The sequence below is a fragment of the Variovorax sp. DAIF25 genome (assembly GCF_050711835.1).
In the GTDB taxonomy this organism is placed as follows: Bacteria; Pseudomonadota; Gammaproteobacteria; order Burkholderiales; family Burkholderiaceae_C; genus Variovorax.
This window is the reverse complement of sequence record NZ_CP136636.1, coordinates 1133166-1154163: the sequence shown is the minus strand read 5'-3', so window position 1 is coordinate 1154163 and position 20998 is coordinate 1133166. Positions and strand designations below refer to the sequence as shown.

At 66.3% G+C, this 20998-nt stretch carries 17 protein-coding genes; 16 read left to right on the top strand and 1 reads right to left on the bottom strand.

Going from position 1 to position 20998, the window contains the following annotated elements; translation table 11 throughout:
* Positions 1–114: 114 nt before the first annotated feature.
* Positions 115–843: a GntR family transcriptional regulator gene (locus R0232_RS05200; RefSeq protein ID WP_431511440.1), complete on the top strand. Its 729-nt coding sequence runs from the start codon at positions 115–117 to the stop codon at positions 841–843.
* Here R0232_RS05200 and R0232_RS05195 read toward each other — a convergent pair.
* Positions 827–1729 (bottom strand): LysR family transcriptional regulator, encoded by a 903-nt coding sequence (locus tag R0232_RS05195; RefSeq protein WP_093355618.1) that lies wholly within the window; start codon positions 1727–1729, stop codon positions 827–829. The two genes, R0232_RS05200 and R0232_RS05195, sit on opposite strands and share 17 nt — an antisense overlap.
* A 180-nt stretch (positions 1730–1909) precedes the next feature.
* Between R0232_RS05195 and R0232_RS05190 the strand changes: the two genes are divergently transcribed.
* The 15 genes from R0232_RS05190 (at position 1910) to R0232_RS05120 (ending at position 20953) form a co-directional block, all read left to right on the top strand.
* Positions 1910–4045 (top strand): 3-hydroxyacyl-CoA dehydrogenase NAD-binding domain-containing protein, encoded by a 2136-nt coding sequence (locus R0232_RS05190; RefSeq protein WP_431511439.1) that lies wholly within the window; start codon positions 1910–1912, stop codon positions 4043–4045.
* A 30-nt stretch (positions 4046–4075) separates the two neighbouring features.
* Positions 4076–5266, top strand: coding sequence for an acetyl-CoA C-acyltransferase (locus R0232_RS05185; RefSeq protein ID WP_431511438.1), 1191 nt, complete (start codon positions 4076–4078; stop codon positions 5264–5266).
* Positions 5267–5276: 10 nt separating this feature from the next.
* Positions 5277–6485: an acyl-CoA dehydrogenase family protein gene (locus tag R0232_RS05180; protein ID WP_431511437.1), complete on the top strand. Its 1209-nt coding sequence runs from the start codon at positions 5277–5279 to the stop codon at positions 6483–6485.
* 12 nt (positions 6486–6497) lie between these two features.
* On the top strand, positions 6498–7640 hold the full coding sequence (locus tag R0232_RS05175; RefSeq protein WP_431511436.1) for an acyl-CoA dehydrogenase family protein: 1143 nt from the start codon (positions 6498–6500) through the stop codon (positions 7638–7640).
* A complete protein-coding gene (locus R0232_RS05170) occupies positions 7637–8452 on the top strand; it encodes an oxepin-CoA hydrolase, alternative type (protein ID WP_431511435.1) in 816 nt (271 codons plus the stop codon). The genes R0232_RS05175 and R0232_RS05170 overlap by 4 nt, the downstream gene beginning before the upstream one ends.
* A gap of 73 nt (positions 8453–8525) precedes the next feature.
* Positions 8526–9734 carry a CaiB/BaiF CoA transferase family protein gene (locus tag R0232_RS05165; RefSeq protein WP_431511434.1) on the top strand — a complete coding sequence of 403 codons (1209 nt, stop codon included), beginning with the start codon at positions 8526–8528 and terminating at the stop codon, positions 9732–9734.
* Positions 9735–9766: 32 nt separating this feature from the next.
* Entirely contained in the window at positions 9767–10765 is a 999-nt protein-coding gene (locus R0232_RS05160) for a Bug family tripartite tricarboxylate transporter substrate binding protein (protein ID WP_431511433.1), read from the top strand.
* Positions 10766–10815: 50 nt separating this feature from the next.
* A complete protein-coding gene (locus R0232_RS05155) occupies positions 10816–12777 on the top strand; it encodes an acyl-CoA synthetase (protein ID WP_431511432.1) in 1962 nt (653 codons plus the stop codon).
* Between the two features lie 76 nt (positions 12778–12853).
* Positions 12854–13864 (top strand): Bug family tripartite tricarboxylate transporter substrate binding protein, encoded by a 1011-nt coding sequence (locus R0232_RS05150; protein ID WP_208507728.1) that lies wholly within the window; start codon positions 12854–12856, stop codon positions 13862–13864.
* Between the two features lie 33 nt (positions 13865–13897).
* On the top strand, positions 13898–14647 hold the full coding sequence (locus R0232_RS05145; RefSeq protein ID WP_208507727.1) for an electron transfer flavoprotein subunit beta/FixA family protein: 750 nt from the start codon (positions 13898–13900) through the stop codon (positions 14645–14647).
* Between the two features lie 2 nt (positions 14648–14649).
* Positions 14650–15582: an electron transfer flavoprotein subunit alpha/FixB family protein gene (locus R0232_RS05140; RefSeq protein ID WP_431511431.1), complete on the top strand. Its 933-nt coding sequence runs from the start codon at positions 14650–14652 to the stop codon at positions 15580–15582.
* 14 nt (positions 15583–15596) lie between these two features.
* The gene (locus R0232_RS05135; protein WP_431511430.1) at positions 15597–16568 is read left to right on the top strand and encodes an NAD(P)H-dependent flavin oxidoreductase; all 972 of its coding nucleotides are present in this window, start codon (positions 15597–15599) and stop codon (positions 16566–16568) included.
* Between the two features lie 379 nt (positions 16569–16947).
* Complete coding sequence (locus R0232_RS05130; RefSeq protein WP_431511429.1) at positions 16948–17217, top strand: hypothetical protein; 270 nt, start codon at positions 16948–16950, stop codon at positions 17215–17217.
* 390 nt (positions 17218–17607) lie between these two features.
* Complete coding sequence (locus tag R0232_RS05125; protein ID WP_431511428.1) at positions 17608–19839, top strand: type I restriction-modification system subunit M; 2232 nt, start codon at positions 17608–17610, stop codon at positions 19837–19839.
* A 1-nt stretch (position 19840) separates the two neighbouring features.
* Positions 19841–20953, top strand: a complete 1113-nt coding sequence (locus R0232_RS05120) for an anticodon nuclease (protein WP_431511427.1) — start codon at positions 19841–19843, stop codon at positions 20951–20953.
* Positions 20954–20998 lie beyond the last annotated feature (45 nt).

Sequence of the window (20998 nt, the reverse complement as noted above, 5' to 3'; positions counted from 1 at the left end):
GCGGGGGTCTCTGGACGTTGGCTGTCGTGGGTGTCGTTCGGTCCTATTGTATTGACATCAATACTTTTAGCCAACGCCCCGGTCCACCCCGTCATCGACCGCTAAGATTTGCCCATGGACCTCAACAGGCAGCCCGGCGTGGCACTGCATCACCAGATCTCGACCCTGATCGAGGACATGGTCGCCAGCGGGCGGCTGCGCGACGGCGACCAGCTCCCCACCGAGGAGGAACTGCGCGCGCAGTACGGCGTCTCGCGCGTCACGGTGCGGCGCGCGCTGCAGTCGCTGGAGGAACGCGGCCTGCTCAAGCGCCAGCGCGGCCGCGGCACCTACGTGTCGGCGCCGTTGCGCTCGGCACCGCTGCCGATGCCGATGGAGTCCTTCCTCGCCACCATGGCCGAGCGCCGCTCGCGCAGCAAGCCATCGGTCAAGGAGTTCGGCTTCGTGCCCGCGCCCGCCGACGTGGCCACCGCGCTGCGGCTCGAGGAAGGCACGCCGGTGCTCCAGGTGGTGCGGCTGCGCAGCACCGGGCGGCTGCCGATCCTGCACAGCATCGTCCATCTCATCGAGGACGTGGGCCGGCGCTTCGTGCGGGCCGATTTCTCGCGGCTGTCGTTGACCGAGCTGCTGCAGGCCCAGGGCATCCGCTACGGCCGCATCGAGATGCTCACGCGCGCCACGCTGGCCGACGCGCCGCTGGCCGCGCTGCTCGGCGTGCCGATGGCCTCGGCGCTGGTCGACGTGCTGCGCATCGGCCACGACGAGGCCGACCGGCCCTTCGAGTTCCAGCGCCTGCGCGGTCCGTCGGACCGCTTCCACTCGCACGTCACGATCCGGGGCTGACCTCGCGCACGCGCTCCAGCGTGTAGTCGATGAAGGTGCGGATCGCGCGCGTGTGCTGGCGGTTCGGCATGTAGAGCATGAACATCTGGGTGCCGAAGATCGACAGCCGCCAGTCGTCGAGCGTGGTCAGCACCTCGCCGCGGCGCACGTCCTCGGCCACCACGTAGTCGGGCACCAGGCCGATGCCCAGGCCCGCGAGGATGGCCTGGCGCAGGAACAGGAAGTTCTCCGAGATCAGGGTCGGCTCGAGCACCACCTCGCGCCGGATCTCGCCCTGGTAGGCCGACACGCGCAGCTGCCGCCCGATGACCGCGGCCGTGACCACCGGCGCGCCGTGCAGCCCGTCGAGCTGCACCGGCAGCGGATGCTGCGCCGCGTAGTCGCGCGAGGCGCAGGCCACGTAGCGCACCGGGCCCATCGCGCGCGCCACCAGGTTCTGCGGCGGCTCGGGGATCACGCGGATCGCGATGTCGACCTCGTCGCGCAGCAGGTCCTCGATGCGGTTCTCGAACACCACGTCGAGCACGATGCCCGGGTAGCGGCGCTTGAAGTCGATCAGCCAGTCGGCCATGACCAGCTGCCCGTAGCCGCTGGGCACGCTCAGCCGCACCTGCCCCTGCAGCCCCTCGCCCAGCGTGGTGACCGATTCGCGCGCCGCGCGCAGCTCGCCCTGGATCGCGACGCCGTGCTGGTACAGGCGCAGGCCGATCTCGGTCGGCTCGGCGCGCCGGGTGGTGCGCCGCACCAGCTGCGCGCCGACCGAGCGCTCGAGCTGGTTCAGGTGGTAGCTGACGTTGGCCCGGGTCATCTTGAGCCGGCGCGCGGCCGCGCTCAGGTTGCCGGCATCGATGATTTCGACCAGCAGGGTCAGCGATTGGAGGTCCATGGACCGGATTTTGTCAAAAATCCTTTGACAGTCTGTCAACCGACTATGCAATTGTCAAAACCGGGATGGGTGCAAAGAATGCGGGGTTCACCCCAGGACCCTCGCCGCCCGCGGAAGGGGGTTCGACCTCCCCAGAGCCTCGCGCCGCTCCGGCGCGTCACCGAGACAAGCGACACGCACATGGCCACCCCGACCTCCAGCCCCTCCACGTCCTCCGGTCCCGTCGCCTTCGAGCGCCAGGGCGATGTCTTCGTCGTGACCATCGACAACCCGCCCGTCAACGCCCTGGGCGTGGACGTGCGCCGCGGCCTCGTGGCCGCCATCGACGCGGCCGAGGCCGACGCCGCGGCCAAGGCCGTGCTGATCGTCGGCGCGGGCCGCAACTTCATCGCCGGTGCCGACATCCGCGAGTTCGGCCAGGCGCCGCAGCCGCCCTCGCTGCCCGAGGCCTGCCTGAAGATCGAGAACTGCAGCAAGCCCGTGATCGCCGCCATCCATGGCGCCGCGCTCGGCGGCGGCCTCGAGGTGGCGCTGTCGGCCCACTACCGCCTGGCCTCGCCCACCGCCAAGCTGGGCCTGCCCGAAGTCGCGCTGGGCCTGCTGCCCGGCTCGGGCGGCACGCAGCGCACGCCGCGCCTGATCGGCGTGAAGCCCGCCATCGAGCTGATGCTCAGCGGCCGCCACGCGCCCGCGAAGGAAGCGCTGTCGCTGGGCCTGGTGGACCGCCTCGGCAGCGACGCCGACGCGCGCGCCGAAGGCCTGGCCTATGCCAGGGAACTGATCGCCGCCAACGCCCCGGTGCGCCGCACGCGCGAGGCCGGCGCGCTGGCCGACCAGGAAGCCAGCCGCGCCGCCCTCGAGGCCGCGCGCGCCGACACCGCCAAGAAGAGCCGTGGCCTGTTCTCGCCGATGAAGATCGTCGAGGCGGTCGAGGGCGCGCTCACGCTGCCCTTCGACGAAGGCATGGCGCTCGAACGCAAGCTGTTCCTGCAGTGCATCGACAGCCCGCAGCGCGCGGGTCTGATCCACGCCTTCTTCGCCGAGCGCGAAGTGCTCAAGGCGCCCGAGACCCGCTCCGCCAGCCCGCGGCCGCTGGCGTCGGCCGGCATCGTCGGCGGCGGCACCATGGGCGCGGGCATCGCGGTGGCGATGCTCGACGCCGGCCTGCCCGTGACCATGATCGAGCGCGACGACACCCAGCTCGCGCGCGGCCGCGCCAACGTCGAGAAGGTCTACGACGGCCTGATCGCCAAGGGCCGCATCACGCCCGAGGCCAAGGCGGCCGTGCTGGCGCGCTTCTCGGGCTCGACCTCGTACGACGCGCTCGCCAACGTGGACATCGTGGTCGAGGCCGTGTTCGAGGACATGGGCGTGAAGAAGGCCGTGTTCGCCGAGCTCGACCGCGTCTGCAAGCAGGGCGCGGTGCTGGCCACCAACACCTCCTACCTCGACATCGACGAGATCGCCGCCAGCATCTCGCGGCCGCAGGACGTGGTGGGCCTGCACTTCTTCTCGCCGGCCAACATCATGAAGCTGCTCGAGATCGTGGTGCCCGCCAAGGTGCGTGCCGACGTGGTCGCCACCGGCTTCGAGCTCGCGAAGAAGCTCAAGAAGGTGCCGGTGCGCGCGGGCGTGTGCGACGGCTTCATCGGCAACCGCATCCTGGCCGTGTACCGCCAGGCCGCCGACCACATGATGGAGGACGGCGCCTCGCCCTACGAGATCGACGCCGCCGTGCGCAACTTCGGCTACCCGATGGGCCCGTTCCAGGTCTCGGACCTCGCGGGCGGCGACATCGGCTGGGCCACGCGCAAGCGCAAGGCCGCCACGCGCGACCCGCAGGCACGCTACGTGCAGGTGGCCGACCGCATCTGCGAGCGCGGCTGGTTCGGCCAGAAGACGCAGCGCGGCTACTACCTCTATCCCGAAGGCGCGCGCACCGGCCAGCCCGACCCCGAGGTGCTCGCGATCATCGACGCCGAGCGCGAACGCGCTGGTGTCAAGCCGCGCGCCTTCACCGAGGAGGAGATCATGCGCCGCTACATGGCCGCGATGATCAACGAGGGCGCCAACGTCGTGCTGCAGCGCATCGCGCTGCGCCCGCTCGATGTCGACGTGACCTTCCTCTACGGCTACGGCTTTCCGCGCCACCGCGGCGGCCCGATGAAGTACGCCGACATGGTGGGCCTGCCCAAGGTGCTGGCCGACATCCAGGAGTTCGCGAAGGAAGACCCGATCTTCTGGAAGCCGTCGCCGCTGCTGGTGCAGCTGGTCGAGCGCGGCGCCGACTTCGCGAGCCTCAACCAATCCGAGTAATCACAGAGCCAGCCTTCAGGAGACATCCCCATGCGTGAAGCCGTCATCGTTTCCACCGCCCGCACCCCGCTCACCAAGGCGCACCGCGGCGAATTCAACATCACCCCCGGTCCCACGCTGGCGGCCTTCGCGGTCAAGGCCGCGGTCGAGCGCTCGGGCCTCGACCCGGCGCTGATCGAGGACGCCATCCTCGGCTGCGGCTATCCCGAGGGCACCACGGGCCGCAACATCGCGCGCCAGGCCATCGTGCGCGCGGGCCTGCCGATCTCGATCGCCGGCACCACCGTCAACCGCTTCTGCGCCTCGGGCCTGCAGGCGATCGCGATGGCCGCGGGCCGCATCGTGGTGGACGGCGCGCCGGCCATGATCGCGGGCGGCGTGGAGAGCATCTCGCAGATCCGCAGCCGCAGCGCCACCGACAGCGGCGACAACGGCATGGACCCGTGGATCGTCGAGCACAAGCCCGCGCTCTACATGGCGATGATCGAGACCGCCGACATCGTGGCCCAGCGCTACGGCATCAGCCGCGAGGCGCAGGACCGCTTCTCGGCCGAAAGCCAGCGCCGCACCGAGGAAGCGCAGCTCGCCGGCCGCTACAAGGACGAGATCGTCGCCTGCACCACCACCATGGCGGTGACCGACAAGGAGACCAAGGAGGTCACGCACCGCGAGGTCACGGCCACCGAGGACAACTGCAACCGCCGCGGCACCACCTACGAGGCGCTGGCCAAGCTCAAGCCCGTGATGGGCGACGACAAGTTCATCACCGCGGGCAATGCCTCGCAGCTGTCGGACGGCGCCTCGGCCTGCGTGCTGATGGAAGCCAAGGACGCAGCGCGCGCCAACATCAAACCCCTGGGCGCCTTCCGCGGCCTCGCGGTCGCGGGCTGCGAGCCCGACGAGATGGGCATCGGCCCGGTGTTCGCCGTTCCCAAGCTGCTCGCGCGCCACGGCCTCAAGGTCGAGGACATCGGCCTGTGGGAACTCAACGAAGCCTTCGCCTCGCAGTCGATCTACTGCCAGGACCGGCTGGGCATTCCCTCGGAACGCCTCAACGTCAACGGCGGCGCGATCTCGATCGGCCACCCCTTCGGCATGACCGGCGCGCGCCTCGCGGGCCATGTGCTGATCGAAGGCAAGCGCCGCGGCGCCAAGTACGCCGTGGTCACGATGTGCATCGCCGGCGGCATGGGCGCCGCGGGCCTGTTCGAAATCTACTGAGGAGCGCGCGATGGACCTGAACTTCACCCCCGAAGAAGAAGCCTTCCGCGGCGAGGTGCGTGCCTTCCTGGCCGACAAGCTGCCCGCGCGGCTGTCGGACAAGGTGCGCGGCGGCAAGATCCTCGAGAAGGCCGACATGGAGGAATGGCATGCCATCCTCGATGCGCGCGGCTGGCTCGCCAACCACTGGCCCGAGCAGTACGGCGGCCCGGGCTGGACGGCGGTGGAGAAGTTCATCTTCGAGAACGAGTGCGCGCTGGCCTTCGCGCCGCGCATCGTGCCCTTCGGCGTGAACATGCTCGGTCCGGTGCTCATCAAGTACGGCAACGAGGCGCAGAAGCGCCACTGGCTGCCGCGCATCCTCAACGGCGCCGACTGGTGGTGCCAGGGCTACTCGGAACCCGGCGCGGGCTCCGACCTCGCGGCCGTGAAGACCTCGGCCGTGCGCGGCATCGACGCGCAGGGCGACCACTACATCGTGAACGGCCAGAAGACCTGGACCACGCTGGGCCAGCACGCCAACATGATCTTCTGCCTGGTGCGCACCAACCGCGAGGCGAAGAAGCAGGAGGGCATCAGCTTCCTGCTGATCGACATGACATCGCCGGGCGTGGAAGTGCGTCCGATCATCACGCTCGACGGCGAGCACGAGGTCAACGAGGTGTTCTTCTCCGACGTGCGCGTGCCGGCCGAGAACCTCGTGGGCGAGGAGAACAAGGGCTGGACCTGCGCCAAGTACCTGCTGACCTACGAACGCACCAACATCGCGGGCGTGGGCTTCTCGGTGGCCGCGCTCGAGCAGCTCAAGGGCATTGCCGCCACGCAGACGAAGAACGGCAAGCCGCTGTCGGACGACCCGGCCTTCGCGGCGCGCATGGCGCGCGTGGAGATCGACCTCGAGAACATGAAGACCACCAACCTGCGCGTGATCGCGGCGGTGGCCGGCGGCGGCGTGCCGGGCGCCGAGAGCTCGATGCTCAAGATCCGCGGCACCGAGATCCGCCAGGAGATCTCGTCGCTGGCGCGCCGCGCGATGGGCGTGCATGGCCGCCCCTTCATCGCCGAGGCGCTGAAGGACGGCTTCACCGGCGAGACCTTCGGCCCGGCCTACGCCTCGGCCGCCGCCTCGCGCTACTTCAACAACCGCAAGCTGTCGATCTTCGGCGGCTCGAACGAGATCCAGAAGAACATCATCTCCAAGATGATCCTGGGCCTGTAAAGGAGAGATGCAATGAACTTCGAACACAGCGAAGACCGGCGCATGCTCGCCGACAGCCTCAACCGCTTCATCAGCGAGCAGTACGCCTTCGATGCGCGCGACCGCATCGCGAAGTCGGAACACGGCTTCAGCAAGGAGATCTTCCAGCAGTTCGCCGAACTCGGCGTGATCGGCGCGCTGTTCAGCGAGGCCGATGGCGGTTTCGGCGGCGGCGGCTTCGACATCGCCGTGGTCTTCGAGGCCCTGGGCCGCGGCCTCGTGGTCGAGCCGCTGCTGGGCGCGGTGATGGTCGGCGAGGCGCTCGGCGCGGCCGGCACGGATGCGCAGAAAGAGAAGCTCGGCGACATCATCAATGGCGCGACCGTCGCGGCCTTCGCGCACGACGAGGCCGACACGCATTACGAACGCACGCGCGTCGCCACCCGCGCCGAGCGCAGCGGCGACGACTGGGTGCTCGACGGCGCCAAGGCCGTGGTGCCGCAGGGCGAGCAGGCCGACCTGTTCCTGGTCTCGGCCCGCACCTCGGGCAACGTGGACGACGAAGCCGGCATCTCGCTGTTCCTCGTGCCCGCGAAGACGGCAGGCCTCACGGTGCGCGGCTGCCCTTCGATCGACGGCGGCCGTGTCGCCGAACTCTCGTTCGACGGCCTGAAGCTGAGCGCCGACGCGCTGCTGGGCACCGAGGGCCAGGGCGCCGCGACGCTCGAGCGCGCCATCGGCCGCGGCGTGCTCGCGCTGTGCGCCGAGGCCGTGGGCGCGATGGAAGCGGCCAAGACCGCGACGCTCGACTACCTGCGCACGCGCAAGCAGTTCGGCACGCTGATCGGCAGCTTCCAGGCGCTGCAGCACCGCATGGCCGACCTGCTGCTCGAGATCGAACAGGCGCGCTCGGCGGTCATCAATGCCGCGGCCGCCATCGACGGCAGCGACCGCCTCGCACGCGAGCGCGCGCTGTCGGCCGCCAAGTTCAGCATCGGCCGCATCGGCGCGCTGGTGGCGGAGGAAAGCATCCAGATGCACGGCGGCATCGGCATGACGTGGGAGCTGCCGCTGCCCCACTACGCCAAGCGCCTCGTGATGATCGACCACCAGCTCGGCGACGAGGACCATCATCTGCAGCGCTACATCTCTCTGGGCAAGGAGGTGGCGGCATGAGCGAGAACAAGACCGTGCTGATCTCGCAGGAGGGTGCCGTGCGCATCCTCACCAACAGCAACCCCGGCGCGCGCAACGCGATCACGCCCACGCTGTATGCCGAGCTCGCGGCCGCGCTGGCCGATGCGCAGGACGACCCCGAGGTCGGTGCCATCGTCTTCACCGGCGCCGGCGATTTCTTCTGCTCGGGCGGCGACCTCAACCTGCTGGCCAAGCGCCGCGAGCTGCCAGCCTCGGAACGCCGCGAGAAGCTCGAGGGCCTGCACAACCTGATCCGCGCGCTGCGCTATTGCGGCAAGCCCGTGATCGCGGCCGTCGAGGGCGGCGCCGCGGGCGCGGGCCTGTCGATGGCGCTGGCCTGCGACATGCTCGTGTCGGCGCGCGATGCCTTCTACACCGTGGCCTACGTCAAGGTCGGCCTCACGCCCGATGGCGGTGCCACCGCCTTCCTGTCCGAGTTCGTCTCGCGCCAGCTGCTGACCGAGCTGTGCCTGACCGGCGACCGCCTGCCGGCCGAGCGCCTGCATGCGCTGGGCGCGGTCAACCGCCTGACCGACAAGGGCGCGGCACTGGCCGAGGCGATCGCGCTCGCGGCCAAGGTTGCGAACGGCCCGCAGCGCGCGAGCGCGCGCATCAAGTCGCTGTGCCGCCAGGCGCACCGCGCCACGCTCGAGGAACAACTCGAGGCCGAGGCCGTCTACATGGTCGAGTCGCAGGCCGATGCCGAGGCCGCCGAAGGCATCGGTGCCTTCCTCGGCAAGCGCAAGGCCGACTTCGCCGCGCTGCGGCAGCGCCGGCAGGACGCGTCCTGACGCTGGCCGCCACCGCTTCTTCCCCGGCCTCGCGCGCACCCGCGCCGAGGTCTCACGTCTTTCCGGAGCCACCATGCCCTCGCTGAATTCCTCGCTGCCGCTCGCCGGCGTGCGCGTCCTCGACCTGTCCCGCATCCTCGCGGGCCCCTGGTGCGGCATGGTGCTGGCCGACATGGGCGCCGAGGTCATCAAGGTCGAGCACCCGGGCCGCGGCGACGACACGCGCGACTGGGGCCTGCGCGTCGGCAAGACCGAGACCGCCTACTTCAACAGCGTGAACCGCAACAAGCGCTCGGTCACGCTCGACCTGCAGACGCCCGAGGGCCAGCAGCTCGCGCGCGATCTCGCGAAGCAGTGCGACGTGCTGATCCAGAACTTCAAGTTCGGCGGCATCGACAAGCTCGGCCTGGGCTACGAGCAGCTGAGCCAGGAACATCCAGGCCTCATCTACTGCTCGATCTCGGGCTACGACCGCACCGGCCCCGAGGCCGCGCGCCCCGGCTACGACCTCGTGGTGCAGGGCGAGGCCGGCCTGATGGCGCTCAACGGCGAGGCCAACCAGCCGCCGCTGAAGTTCGGCGTCGCGGCCGTCGACCTGTTCACCGGCATGTACTCGGCGCAGGCCATCCTCGCCGCGCTCTACCAGCGCGAGAAGACCGGCCGCGGCCGGCATGTGGAGATGGCGCTGTTCGACTGCGGCCTGATGATCACCGCCTACTACGGCCTCGAGGCGCTGCTGCTGGGCGAGGACCCGCCGCGCTACGGCAACTCGCATCCCTCGATCGTGCCCTACGGCGTGTTCGACGCGGCCGACGGCCCGCTGGTCATCACCGTGGGCAACAACGCGCAGTTCGCGCGCTTCTGCACCGAGGTGATCGAGCGGCCCGACCTCGCGGCCGACGAGCGCTTCAAGACCAACATCCTGCGTTCGGCCAACCGCGCGGTGCTGTTGCCGCAACTGCATGCCGAACTCGCGAAGCGCCCGCGCGCCGTGCTGCTCGACAAACTGAGTGCCGCCGGCATCCCCTGCGGCGAGGTGCTGGGCCTGCTCGAGGCGCTGCAATCGAAGCGCGCCAGCGACGCCGGCCTGGTCACGCGCCAGCCGCATCCGGTCGCGGGCACGGTCGACGTGCTCGCGCCACCCTACCGTTTCGATGGCGAGCGCCTGCCGGTGCGCAGCGCGCCGCCCACCCTGGGCGAAGGCACGCACGACGTGCTCCAGTCCTTGCTCGGCCTGTCGGATGAAAAGCTGGCAGCGCTGAAAAGCAGCGGCGTCGTCTGACGGCGCCACCTTGTTCCCCTGAAGCAGAAGTCATGGCCTCCCTCTCTCTCCGTACCCTCCGCAGTCCTCTTCGCCGTGCACTCCTCGCGCTCGCCCTTCCCCTCGCCGCCGGTGCCGCCTTCGCGCAGGCCTGGCCGGCCAAGCCGATCACGCTGATCGTGCCCTTCCCGCCCGGCGGTCCCACCGACGTGGCCTCGCGCATCGTGGCGCAGAAGATGTCGGCCGCGCTCGGCCAGAACATCGTGATCGACAACCGCAGCGGCGCCTCGGGCATCGTGGGCGCGGCCGCCGCCGCGCGCGCGCCGGCCGACGGCTACACCTTCGTGATGCTGGCCACGCCCACGTTGCTGGCCTCGCACCTCTACGGCCCGACCGGCTACGACATCTTCAAGAACTTCACGCCCGTGGGCAGCGTCTACGACCTGCCGATCGTGCTGGTGGTCAATCCCAAGGCGCTGCCCGAGGTGACCGGCCTGCAGGGCCTGATCGCCAAGGCCAAGGCCGAGAACGGCAAGCTCAACTACACGACCGCGGGTGCCGGCAGCTTCGGCCACCTGACGACCGAGCAGCTCAAGAACATCGGCAAGTTCGAGATGCAGCACGTGCCCTACCGCGGCAGCGCGCCGGCCGTGACCGACCTGATCGGCGGCCAGGTGCCCGCGATGTTCTCGGACCTCGTGGCCGTGATCCCGCACATCCGCGCGGGCAAGCTGCGCGCCATCGCGGTCGGCTCGGGCCAGCGCGTGAGCCTCCTGCGCGACGTGAAGACGGTGGCCGAGCAGGGCTTCCCGGGCTTCGACGCCACCTCGTGGGGCGGCCTGCTGGCACCGGCCGGCACGCCCAAGGACGTGGTCGAGCGCATGAGCGCCGAACTCAAGAAGGCGCTGGCCGACAAGGAAGTGCAGGAGAAGCTGCAGGGCGTGGGCTCGTTCGCGGCCTACCGCACCGCCGACCAGACCGCCGAGCGCATGCGCCAGGACTTCGAGCGCTGGGGCAAGGTCATCCGCGACAACCACATCACGAACCAGTAAAACAGCCGGGCCGACACGGCGACGATTTCAAGGGAACAAGGAGACAGGCCATGACCGACAGGAACGACAGGCACGACAACGACTACGCGACGCCCGTGGGCGCGCCGTTCCGGCCCGCGCGCCCCGTGCGCAGCCTCGCCGACATCCAGGCGCTCGAGCAGACGCCGCTGGCACAGGCGCTCACGGTGCGCAGCACCTACGAGATCTTCCGCAACGCGGGCCATGCCTTCGGCGACAAGACGGCGCTGACCTTCCTGCGCACCGGCAACCCGGACGACGCGCCGATCCGCTGGTCGTATGCCGAGCTGCTCGCGCGCATCCACCAGACCGCGAACCTGCTGCATGGCCTGGGCGTGGGCCCGAACGACGCGGTGGCGGTGCTGCTGCCGGGCTGTCTCGAATACCACCTCGCGCTCTGGGGCGGCGAGGCCGCCGGCATCGTGCAGCCGCTCAATCCGCTGCTCACCGACGAGAAGCTGGTCGCGCTGATGACCGCGGCCCGCGCCAAGGTGCTGATCGCCTACGGCTCGGACGCCGAGTCGGGCATGTGGTCGAAGGCGCTGCGGCTGCGCGGCCAGGTGCCCGGGCTCACCACCTTGCTGCGCGTGGCGCCGCACGACGAGGCACCGGGCGCGGCGGGCGCGCTGCCCGAGGGCGTGGCCGACTTCGAGGCGCTGCGCGCCGCGCAACCCGATGACCGCCTCGTGAGCGGCCGCGACATCGCTTCGAGCGACATCGCCGCCTACTTCCACACCGGCGGCACCACCGGCGCGCCCAAGCTCGCGCGCCACAGCCATGGCGCACAGGTGTTCACCGCCTGGGCCAGCGTGCAGGTCGCGGGCATGAACGAGCACGGCATCTCGATCAACGGCTATCCGCTGTTCCACGTCGCGGGCGTGCTGCCGGCCTCGCTGGCGTCGCTGTCGGCCGGCGTGGAGGTGGTGATTCCCACGCCCTCGCTGCTGCGCAACAAGCAGGTGCTGGCCAACTACTGGAAGCTGGTCGCCAAGTACCGCCCGACCTCGCTGTCGGCCGTGCCCACGGTGCTGGCCGCGCTGGCCAACGTGCCGCTGGACGGCGCCGACATCTCCTCGATCACCTACTGCCGCACCGGCGCGGCCGTGCTCTCGCCCGAACTCGCCGCGCGCTTCGAGCGCCTGTTCGGCCTGCACGTGCACGAGAGCCTGGGCATGACCGAGATGGCCGGCATCTCGACCATCACGCCGCCCGGCGTCGACGGCCCCGCGGGCTGCGTCGGCTTTCGCCTGCCCTACATGCAGATGCGCGTGGTGGCGCTCGACGAGCACGGCAACGCGAGCGATCGCGAGGTGCCGCGCGGCGAGACCGGCATGGTGCTGTTCAAGTCGCCCAACGTGTTCTCGGGCTTCGTCGATCCGGCCGACAACGCCAAGGCCTTCACGGCCGACGGCTGGCTCGCGACCGGCGACCTCGGCTGGATCGACAGCGAGGAGCGGCTCAACCTCACGGGCCGCTCGAAGGACCTGATCATCCGCAGCGGCCACAACATCGATCCCAAGGTGATCGAGGACGCGCTGAGCGCGCACCCGGCGGTGCAGGTCTGCGCCGCGGTCGGCGCGCCCGATGCCTACGCGGGCGAACTGCCCGTGGTGTTCGCGACGCTGGTGCCCGGCGGCGCGGCCACCGAGGACGAGCTGCTGGCCTTCACCGCCGCGCGCGTCGACGAGGCACCGGCCAAGCCCAAGTGGGTGGCGCTGGTCGATGCGCTGCCGATGACCAACGTCGGCAAGATCTACAAGCCCGAGCTGCGCGCCATGGCCGCGAGCCGCGTGGTGGCCGCGACCGTGGCCGAGCTCTGCGCCGAACTCGGCCTGCCCGAGGCCGCGCGCCCGAGCGTGACGCACGAGGGCGAGAGCCTGGTGCGCGTGACGATCGACCCCGCCGCCGCCGGCGCGCAGGCCGCGGCGCTCGCCGAGCGGCTGCGCAAGGCGCTCGAGCCACTGCCTTTCAAGACCCGCGTCGCGACGGCCTGAAGCCGTCGCACGGCGGGCCGCAGCGCACGGCCCGCCGCCTTTCGTTTCTCCGCCCCCAAGAACCATCAGGGACACCATGACCATCACCCGACACCCGACCCGTCGCGCGCTGCTGCGCGCCACCACCGCAACCGCCGCCGCGCTGCTCGCGCTGGCCCATGCGCCGGCCCAGGCCCAGGCGCCCTATCCGAACAAGCCGATCCGCATGGTCGTGCCCTTCCAGGCAGGCGGCGCCACCGACGTGCTCGCGCGCGTGCTGGGCCAGAAGATGGCGGCCGGCCTCGGCCAGCCCGTGGTGATCGACAACAAGCCCGGCGCGGCCGGCATCATCGGCACCGACATGGTCGCCAAGGCAGCGCCCGACGGCTACACCATCGTCTTCTCGCTGAGCAATTCGCTGCTGACCAACGAGTTCCTCTACGAGAAGCTGCCCTACGACACGCAGCGCGACCTCACGCTGGTCTACCAGGTGGCGATGGGGCCGCTGGTGCTGGTGGTGCATCCGAGCGTGCCGGCCAAGACCGCGCCCGAACTGCTGAAGTACGTGGCCGCGAACAAGGGCAAGGTCGCCTATGGCTCCTACGGCGTGGGCGCCTACCCGCACCTGGCGGGCGCGCACATGAGCCTCACGCAGCAGGCCGACATGAACCACGTCGCCTACAAGGGCGAGGCGCCGATGATGCAGGACCTGATCGGCGGCCAGATCCAGATGGCCTATGCGAGCGCGCTGGTCGCCAAGCCGCACATCGACGCGGGCAAGGTGCGGGCCATCGGCGTGAGCGGCGAACGCCGCATGGCCGCGCTGCCCACCGTGCCGACGATGGCCGAGCAGGGCTTGAAGGACGAGGCCTACCGCGTGACCGGCTGGCTTGCCTTCGCCGTGCCCGCCAAGACGCCCAAGCCCATCGTGGACCGTATCGCCGAGGAAGTGCGCAAGGCCTCGCAGCAGCCCGACGTGCGCGAACGCATCGCGGCCATGGGCTTCGAGCTCAAGGACAGCTCGCCCGAACTCTTCGCCGCCGCCTGGAAGGCCGAGCGGCCGATCTGGGAGCGCCTCATCAAGCAGTCGGGCGCGAAGCTCGAGTGAACCCCCATCCGTTTTCATTTTGAAGGACCAGCCATGAAGATTCTCGTGCCCGTCAAACGGGTCGTCGACTACAACGTGAAGGTGCGCGTCAAGAGCGACGGCACGGGCGTGGACATCGCCAACGTCAAGATGAGCATGAACCCCTTCGACGAGATCGCCGTCGAAGAGGCCGTGCGCCTGAAGGAGAAGGGCGTGGTGACCGAGGTCATCGCCGTCTCGTGCGGCGACGCCAAGTCGCAGGAAACCCTGCGCACCGCGATGGCCATCGGCGCCGACCGCGGCATCCTGGTCGAGACCTCGGAAGAGCTGCAGCCGCTGGCCGTCGCCAAGCTGCTCAAGGCGCTGGTCGACAAGGAACAGCCCTCGCTCATCATCCTCGGCAAGCAGGCCATCGACGACGATGCCAACCAGACCGGCCAGATGCTGGCTGCCTTGGCTGACCTGCCGCAAGCCACCTTCGCGAGCAAGGTCGAAGTCGCCGGTGACAAGGCCAACGTGACCCGCGAAGTCGACGGCGGCCTCGAGACCGTCTCGCTCACGCTGCCGGCCGTCATCACGACCGACCTGCGCCTGAACGAGCCGCGCTACGTCACGCTGCCCAACATCATGAAGGCCAAGAAGAAGCAGCTCGACACCTTCAAGCCCGAGGACCTGGGCGTGGACGTCAAGCCGCGCCTGAAGACCCTGAAGGTCTCGGAACCGCCGAAGCGCGGCGCCGGCATCAAGGTGCCCGACGTTGCAACGCTGGTCGACAAACTGAAGAACGAAGCGAAGGTGATCTGAACATGAGCGCACTTGTCATTGCCGAACACGACCACGCCAGCATCAAGCCGGCGACCTTGAACACCGTCACCGCGGCTCTCGCCTGTGGCGGCGAAGTGCATGTGCTCGTGGCTGGCGCCAACGCGGCCGAAGCCGCCAAGGCCGCTGCCCAGATCGCCGGTGTCACCAAGGTCATCGCGGCCGACAGCCCGAGCCTCGCCGAGAACCTCGCTGAGAACGTCGCGGCGCAAGTCCTGGCCATCGCCGGCAACTACAGCCACATCCTGTTCCCCTCGACCGCCAACGGCAAGAACGTTGCGCCGCGCGTGGCGGCCAAGCTCGATGTTGCGCAGATCAGCGACATCACCAAGGTCGACAGCCCCGACACCTTCGAGCGTCCGATCTACGCGGGCAATGCGATCGCCACCGTGCAGAGCAGCGATGCGACCAAGGTCATCACCGTTCGCACTACCGGCTTCGACGCCGCGGCCGCCACCGGTGGCACTGCAACGGTCGAAAACGCCGAAGGCGTGGCCGACAGCGGTAAGAGCAGCTTCGTCGGCCGCGAGGTCACGAAGAGCGAACGCCCCGAACTCACGGCCGCCAAGATCATCGTCTCGGGTGGCCGCGCGCTGGGCAGCGCCGAGAAGTTCACCGAGGTGATGGCCCCGCTGGCCGACAAGCTCAACGCGGGCCTGGGCGCCAGCCGCGCCGCCGTCGACGCGGGCTACGCCCCGAACGACTGGCAAGTGGGCCAGACCGGCAAGATCGTGGCGCCGCAGCTGTACATCGCCGCGGGCATCTCGGGCGCGATCCAGCATCTGGCCGGCATGAAGGACTCCAAGGTGATCGTGGCGATCAACAAGGACGAGGAAGCACCGATCTTCTCGGTGGCCGACTACGGTCTCGTGGCCGACCTGTTCACGGCCGTGCCCGAGCTGGTGAAGACGCTGTAAGAGGAAGCGCCCGCATGAAGACCCGCATCACCGAGCTGCTCGGCATCCGCTACCCGATCGTGCAGGGCGGCATGCAGTGGGTGGGCCGCGCCGAACTGGCCGCGGCCGTCTCCAACGCCGGCGGCCTGGGCATCGTGACAGCGCTCACGCAGCCCACGCCCGACGACCTGCGCCGCGAGGTCGAGCGCACCCGCGCACTGACCGACAAGCCCTTCGGCGTGAACCTCACGATCCTGCCGGCCGTGAAGCCGCCGCCCTATGCCGAGTACGTGCAGGCGATCATCGACAGCGGCGTGAAGATCGTGGAGACCGCGGGCAACAGCCCGAAGGACTTCATCGAGGCGCTCAAGCGCCACGACGTGAAGATCGTCCACAAGTGCACCTCGGTGCGCCACGCGCTGTCGGCCGAGCGCAATGGCGTCGACGCCGTGTCGGTCGACGGCTTCGAGTGCGCGGGCCATCCGGGCGAGGACGACGTGCCGGGTTTAATCCTGCTGCCGATCGCGGCGCGCAAGCTGCGCATCCCCATCATCGCCTCGGGCGGCATCGCCGACGGCCGCGGCATGGCGGCCGCGCTCGCGCTGGGCGCCGAGGGCGTGAACATGGGCACGCGCTTCTGCGTGACCCAGGAAGCGCCGATCCACGAGAACATCAAGCAGGCGCTGGTGGACGCGAGCGAGCGCGACACCAAGCTGATGTTCCGCACCATGCGCAACACCGCGCGCGTGTTCCGCAACGCGATCTCCGAAGAGGTGGTGGCTACGGAGAACCGTCCGGGCGGCTGCGAGTTCGAAGAGATCCGCCCGCTGGTGGCAGGCGCGCGCGGCCGCGCGGCGCTGGAGTCGGGCGCGGTGCAAGACGGCGTGGTCTCGGCCGGTCAGTGCATCGGGCTGATCGACGACATCCCGACTTGCGCGGAGCTGCTGGAACGCATGGTGCGCGAGTGCCGCGAGCATCTGGACCGGGCGCGGGCCTGGATGGACTGAGTCTTTTCCTGCCCGCATCCCGGCGGCGACCACGCCGACCGGGACCGGCACGCCACGGCCTCTTCGAGGCCTGTGCGCCGTGCATTGCGGAAGCTGCATTTATTGGCGGTTGCCGCGACTTCGTGCCGAACGGCACGGCAACCTGCCTACTTCTTCCCTAGAGTTGATGCCCCTGTCACTCGCTACCCCAACCGTGGGTGCAGAAAGGCGCAACACACCAATCCACTGAGATGTTCGAAGGCTGCTTGCCTCGCGGCAGGTCGTCGGTGCGAAAGCAGCGATGCGGATGCGAGGTATCAAAAGGCGACGGCCGAGGCGTTATCAGCACCCCGACCGTCTAACCAAGTTCGTGCAACAACCTTGGAAGGAACGCACAAAAATGGCTACCAAGACTATAGCCCGGCGTCGCACGCCGGTATCTCCCGGAGAAACCGCCCAAGGCCCGGCGGATCTTCTCGAAAACACCCTCTCCCAACTCGAAGCGCTTCTGTGGGGCTGCCACGGGAAAGACATCGATTGGTGCAGCGGTGACGGACCTCGACAACTGGACAACCTGCTCTGGCTTGCGGCTGGACTTGCTCGCGAGGCGGGGGAGTTGTTTCAGATGAGCGAGAAGGCGCGGCATGGGGCGCTTGAGGCTGGCGGGTAGGGGCTGGTCTGCGGGCTGCGGAGTCGCGGCCCGCCTGGGAAACGGAGGGGCTTTTGGGTGCGATGGCTGAAGCCTCTGTGGCGGAGGAATTCGGCTCTGTTGAGGTTGCCTGTGGGGTAGGCCATGATGGTGGCTATGCGCTCTATGTCGATCGCCGACAGGCAATGCGTGCATCAGGTTTACAGCGATTGCAGTCGGTAGCGGGCGACGGCTCTACTTCATGCTGACCGACACAAAGGAGACAGCCGGGGTCTGTGTAAAGCCCGCGTAGACTCGCACGCGGCCCGAAGACCTGCCCACCGCCGAGACCATTGGCATTGCTCTCGATAATGCTCAAGAAGCTCTCAAATCGGGCCCGCCTACAAGATCAAATCGAATCCAGAAAGTGTCATGACCAGCATCCAACAACGTGCCGAACTCCAACGCCGCATTTGGCAGATCGCCAACGATGTCCGTGGCGCAGTCGACGGTTGGGACTTCAAGCAATATGTCCTTGGCGCCCTGTTCTACCGCTTCATCAGTGAAAACTTCGCGGCCTACATCGAATCCGGAGACGAAAGCATTCGCTACGCGAGTCTTTCTGACGAGGTCATCACACCGGAAATCCGGGACGACGCCGTCAAGACCAAGGGCTACTTCATCTACCCCAGCCAGCTGTTCGTCAAGGTGGCTGCCAGCGCCAACGCCAACGAGAGCTTGAACACCGACTTGGCCGCCATCTTCTCGACCATTGAAACCTCCGCCTTGGGCTACCCGTCTGAGCGCGACATCCGCGGCCTGTTTGCCGACTTCGACACCACCAGCAACCGCCTGGGCAACACCGTCAAAGACAAAAATGCCCGTCTGGCGGCCGTGCTCAAAGGCGTGGCCGAGCTGGACTTTGGCCACTTTGACGACAGCCACATCGACCTGTTTGGCGACGCCTACGAATTTCTCATCTCCAACTACGCCGCCAACGCCGGCAAGTCCGGCGGCGAGTTCTTCACGCCGCAGCAGGTCTCCAAACTGATTGCGCAGCTCGCCATGCACAAGCAAACCAGCGTCAACAAGATTTACGACCCGGCCTGCGGCTCCGGCTCGCTGCTTCTGCAAGCCAAGAAGCACTTTGACGCGCACATCATCGAAGACGGTTTTTTTGGTCAGGAGCTCAACCACACCACCTTCAATCTGGCGCGGATGAACATGTTCCTGCACAACGTCAACTACGACAAATTCAACATCCAGCTGGGCGACACCCTCACCGAGCCCCACTTTGGCGACGACAAACCCTTTGACGCCATCGTCTCCAACCCGCCGTACTCGGTGAAGTGGAAAGGCTCGGACGACCCCACTCTGATCAACGACGACCGCTTTGCTCCGGCCGGTGTCCTGGCGCCCAAATCCAAAGCCGACTTCGCCTTCGTGCTGCACGCGCTCAGCTACCTCTCCAGCAAAGGACGCGCCGCCGTCGTCTGCTTCCCGGGCATCTTCTACCGAGGCGGGGCCGAGCAGAAGATTCGCCAATACTTGGTGGACAACAACTATGTGGAAACAGTGATTTCGCTGGCATCCAACCTGTTCTACGGCACAACCATAGCCGTGAACATTCTGGTGCTGTCCAAACACAAGACCGACACCACCACCCAGTTCATCGACGCCAGCGACCTGTTCAAGAAGGAAACAAACAACAACGTGCTGCTGGACAGACACATCGATGAAATCATGGCGGTGTTCGATAGCAAGGCGAATATTGATCATTTCGCGCAGTCCGTGTCTTTTGATCAGGTTGCTGCTAACGATTACAACCTGTCGGTCAGCAGCTATGTCAAAACAAAAGATGTTCGCGAGGAGGTAAAAATTGCACAGCTCAACTCCGAAATAAAAAGCCAAGTCCACAAAATTGACCAATTGCGCAATGATATTAATGCCATCGTGGCCGAAATCGAAGGATCAGAGATCGATCCGGCAGGCAATAGAGATTTCCTAGAAAAGTTGCTAAAAGACGTTCCCGTGGAATGGAAGGCCCTGGAAGATATTGGCACCTTTGTCAGAGGCAAAAGGTTTGTGAAGACAGATCTAATCTCCGAAGGCGTTCCGTGCATTCATTACGGGGAAATGTATACGCACTACGGAATTTGGACAACAAAAGCAAAGTCTTTTATTGATCCGACCCTAGCATCAAAACTACGGACCGCCAAAAGCGGCGATGTAATAATTGTCGCCGCAGGCGAAACCATCGAAGACATTGGCAATGGCACAGCATGGCTTGGTGATGAAAATGTGGTGATTCACGATGCGTGCTTTGCCTATTCAAGCAATTTTTTAAACCCGAAATATCTATCTTACTTTCTGAGGACTGATTCGTACAAGGAGCAGATCAGAAAGTACGTATCCTCTGGAAAAATATCATCGATAAACTCCAATGGACTCGGCAAAGCAAAAGTCCCTATTCCATGCCTAAGCGATCACAAAAAATCGCTTGAGATTCAAGAAAGAATTGTCCGAGTTTTGGATAAATTTGCTGAAATTTCTATTGAACTCACCTCTGAACTGGCTGCTGAACTTGCTGCACGAAAGAAGCAACACTTGTACTACCGCGCTCACTTGCTGAAGCTACCTAGGCGGGAAGAGGTAAAGGTATAACATGAGCAAGACGCTCTCGGAAATTGCCGAACAGCTGAAAGCGGCCAACAAAAAGGTGCAATTGATCTATGCCTTCAATGGCACAGGCAAGACGCGCCTCTCGCGAGAGTTCAAGCAGCTGATTTCACCCAAAGCCGAGAGCGACGAGGCTCAGCCGTCAGCGCTGGCGGCCAAAAAAATACTTTACTACAGCGCGTTTACGGAGGATCTTTTTTATTGGGACAATGACTTGGGATTGGATGCTGAACCAAAATTGAGAATTCAACCAAACTCGTTCACCAAATGGATTCTCGAAGAGCAAGGCAAAGACCAAAGCATCACCGCCACTTTTCAGCACTACACCAGCGAAAAGTTAACGCCTCATTTTAGTGCAAACCTTTCGTCGGTTAGTTTTTCATTTGAGCGCGGCAACGATCAGCAAGAGCCCAATATCAAGATTTCCAAGGGTGAGGAAAGCAACTTCATTTGGAGTGTCTTCAATGCATTGCTTGAACAGTTGATTTTTGAGTTGAACATTGTCGAAGTCGCTGATCGCTCTACAAACGCCTTCAATAATTTGGAATATGTCTTCATTGATGATCCAGTGAGCTCCCTGGATGAAAATCATTTGATCGAGTTGGCCGTAAATTTGGCTGGTTTGATCAAATCCAGCCAATCCGACCTCAAGTTCATCATTACCACCCACAACCCGCTTTTCTACAATGTTCTGTTCAATGAATTTAGCAACAAAGCCTGTTACATGTTGGGGCGTGTGGACGATAGCTTCACGCTGACTGAAAAACACGGCGACTCCAATAAGAGCTTTTCCTACCATTTACACCTGTTGCAGACCATCGAGCAAGCCATTGCCGACCAAAAAATCGAGCGCTACCATTTCACACTGCTGCGCAATCTCTACGAGAAGACAGCCGGTTTTCTCGGATACCTGAAATGGTCTGAGCTATTGCCAGATGACAAGCAGCTTTATTACGGCCGTATCATCAATTTCACCAGCCACAGCACGCTGTCGAATGAAGCCATGGCAGTCCCGACGCCCGCAGAACAGGCGACCATCAAACTGCTAACAGACCATTTGAAAAGCCGCCATGCCTTCTGGCAGCAGCGGGAAGCCTGACCACATGGCCGAGATCACTCGGCACACTGACTACCGGCAGGCCGT

Excerpts from the sequence above, each read along its gene's own strand:
- R0232_RS05140 (WP_431511431.1), top strand. The coding sequence starts at position 14,650 with ATGAGCGCACTTGTCATTGCCGAACACGACCACGCCAGCATCAAGCCG.
- R0232_RS05120 (WP_431511427.1), top strand. The coding sequence starts at position 19,841 with ATGAGCAAGACGCTCTCGGAAATTGCCGAACAGCTGAAAGCGGCCAAC.
- R0232_RS05155 (WP_431511432.1), top strand. The coding sequence starts at position 10,816 with ATGACCGACAGGAACGACAGGCACGACAACGACTACGCGACGCCCGTG.
- R0232_RS05175 (WP_431511436.1), top strand. The coding sequence starts at position 6,498 with ATGAACTTCGAACACAGCGAAGACCGGCGCATGCTCGCCGACAGCCTC.
- R0232_RS05150 (WP_208507728.1), top strand. The coding sequence starts at position 12,854 with ATGACCATCACCCGACACCCGACCCGTCGCGCGCTGCTGCGCGCCACC.
- R0232_RS05185 (WP_431511438.1), top strand. The coding sequence starts at position 4,076 with ATGCGTGAAGCCGTCATCGTTTCCACCGCCCGCACCCCGCTCACCAAG.
- R0232_RS05165 (WP_431511434.1), top strand. The coding sequence starts at position 8,526 with ATGCCCTCGCTGAATTCCTCGCTGCCGCTCGCCGGCGTGCGCGTCCTC.
- R0232_RS05190 (WP_431511439.1), top strand. The coding sequence starts at position 1,910 with ATGGCCACCCCGACCTCCAGCCCCTCCACGTCCTCCGGTCCCGTCGCC.
- R0232_RS05130 (WP_431511429.1), top strand. The coding sequence starts at position 16,948 with ATGGCTACCAAGACTATAGCCCGGCGTCGCACGCCGGTATCTCCCGGA.
- R0232_RS05135 (WP_431511430.1), top strand. The coding sequence starts at position 15,597 with ATGAAGACCCGCATCACCGAGCTGCTCGGCATCCGCTACCCGATCGTG.
- R0232_RS05200 (WP_431511440.1), top strand. The coding sequence starts at position 115 with ATGGACCTCAACAGGCAGCCCGGCGTGGCACTGCATCACCAGATCTCG.
- R0232_RS05195 (WP_093355618.1), bottom strand. The coding sequence starts at position 1,729 with ATGGACCTCCAATCGCTGACCCTGCTGGTCGAAATCATCGATGCCGGC.
- R0232_RS05160 (WP_431511433.1), top strand. The coding sequence starts at position 9,767 with ATGGCCTCCCTCTCTCTCCGTACCCTCCGCAGTCCTCTTCGCCGTGCA.
- R0232_RS05125 (WP_431511428.1), top strand. The coding sequence starts at position 17,608 with ATGACCAGCATCCAACAACGTGCCGAACTCCAACGCCGCATTTGGCAG.
- R0232_RS05180 (WP_431511437.1), top strand. The coding sequence starts at position 5,277 with ATGGACCTGAACTTCACCCCCGAAGAAGAAGCCTTCCGCGGCGAGGTG.
- R0232_RS05170 (WP_431511435.1), top strand. The coding sequence starts at position 7,637 with ATGAGCGAGAACAAGACCGTGCTGATCTCGCAGGAGGGTGCCGTGCGC.
- R0232_RS05145 (WP_208507727.1), top strand. The coding sequence starts at position 13,898 with ATGAAGATTCTCGTGCCCGTCAAACGGGTCGTCGACTACAACGTGAAG.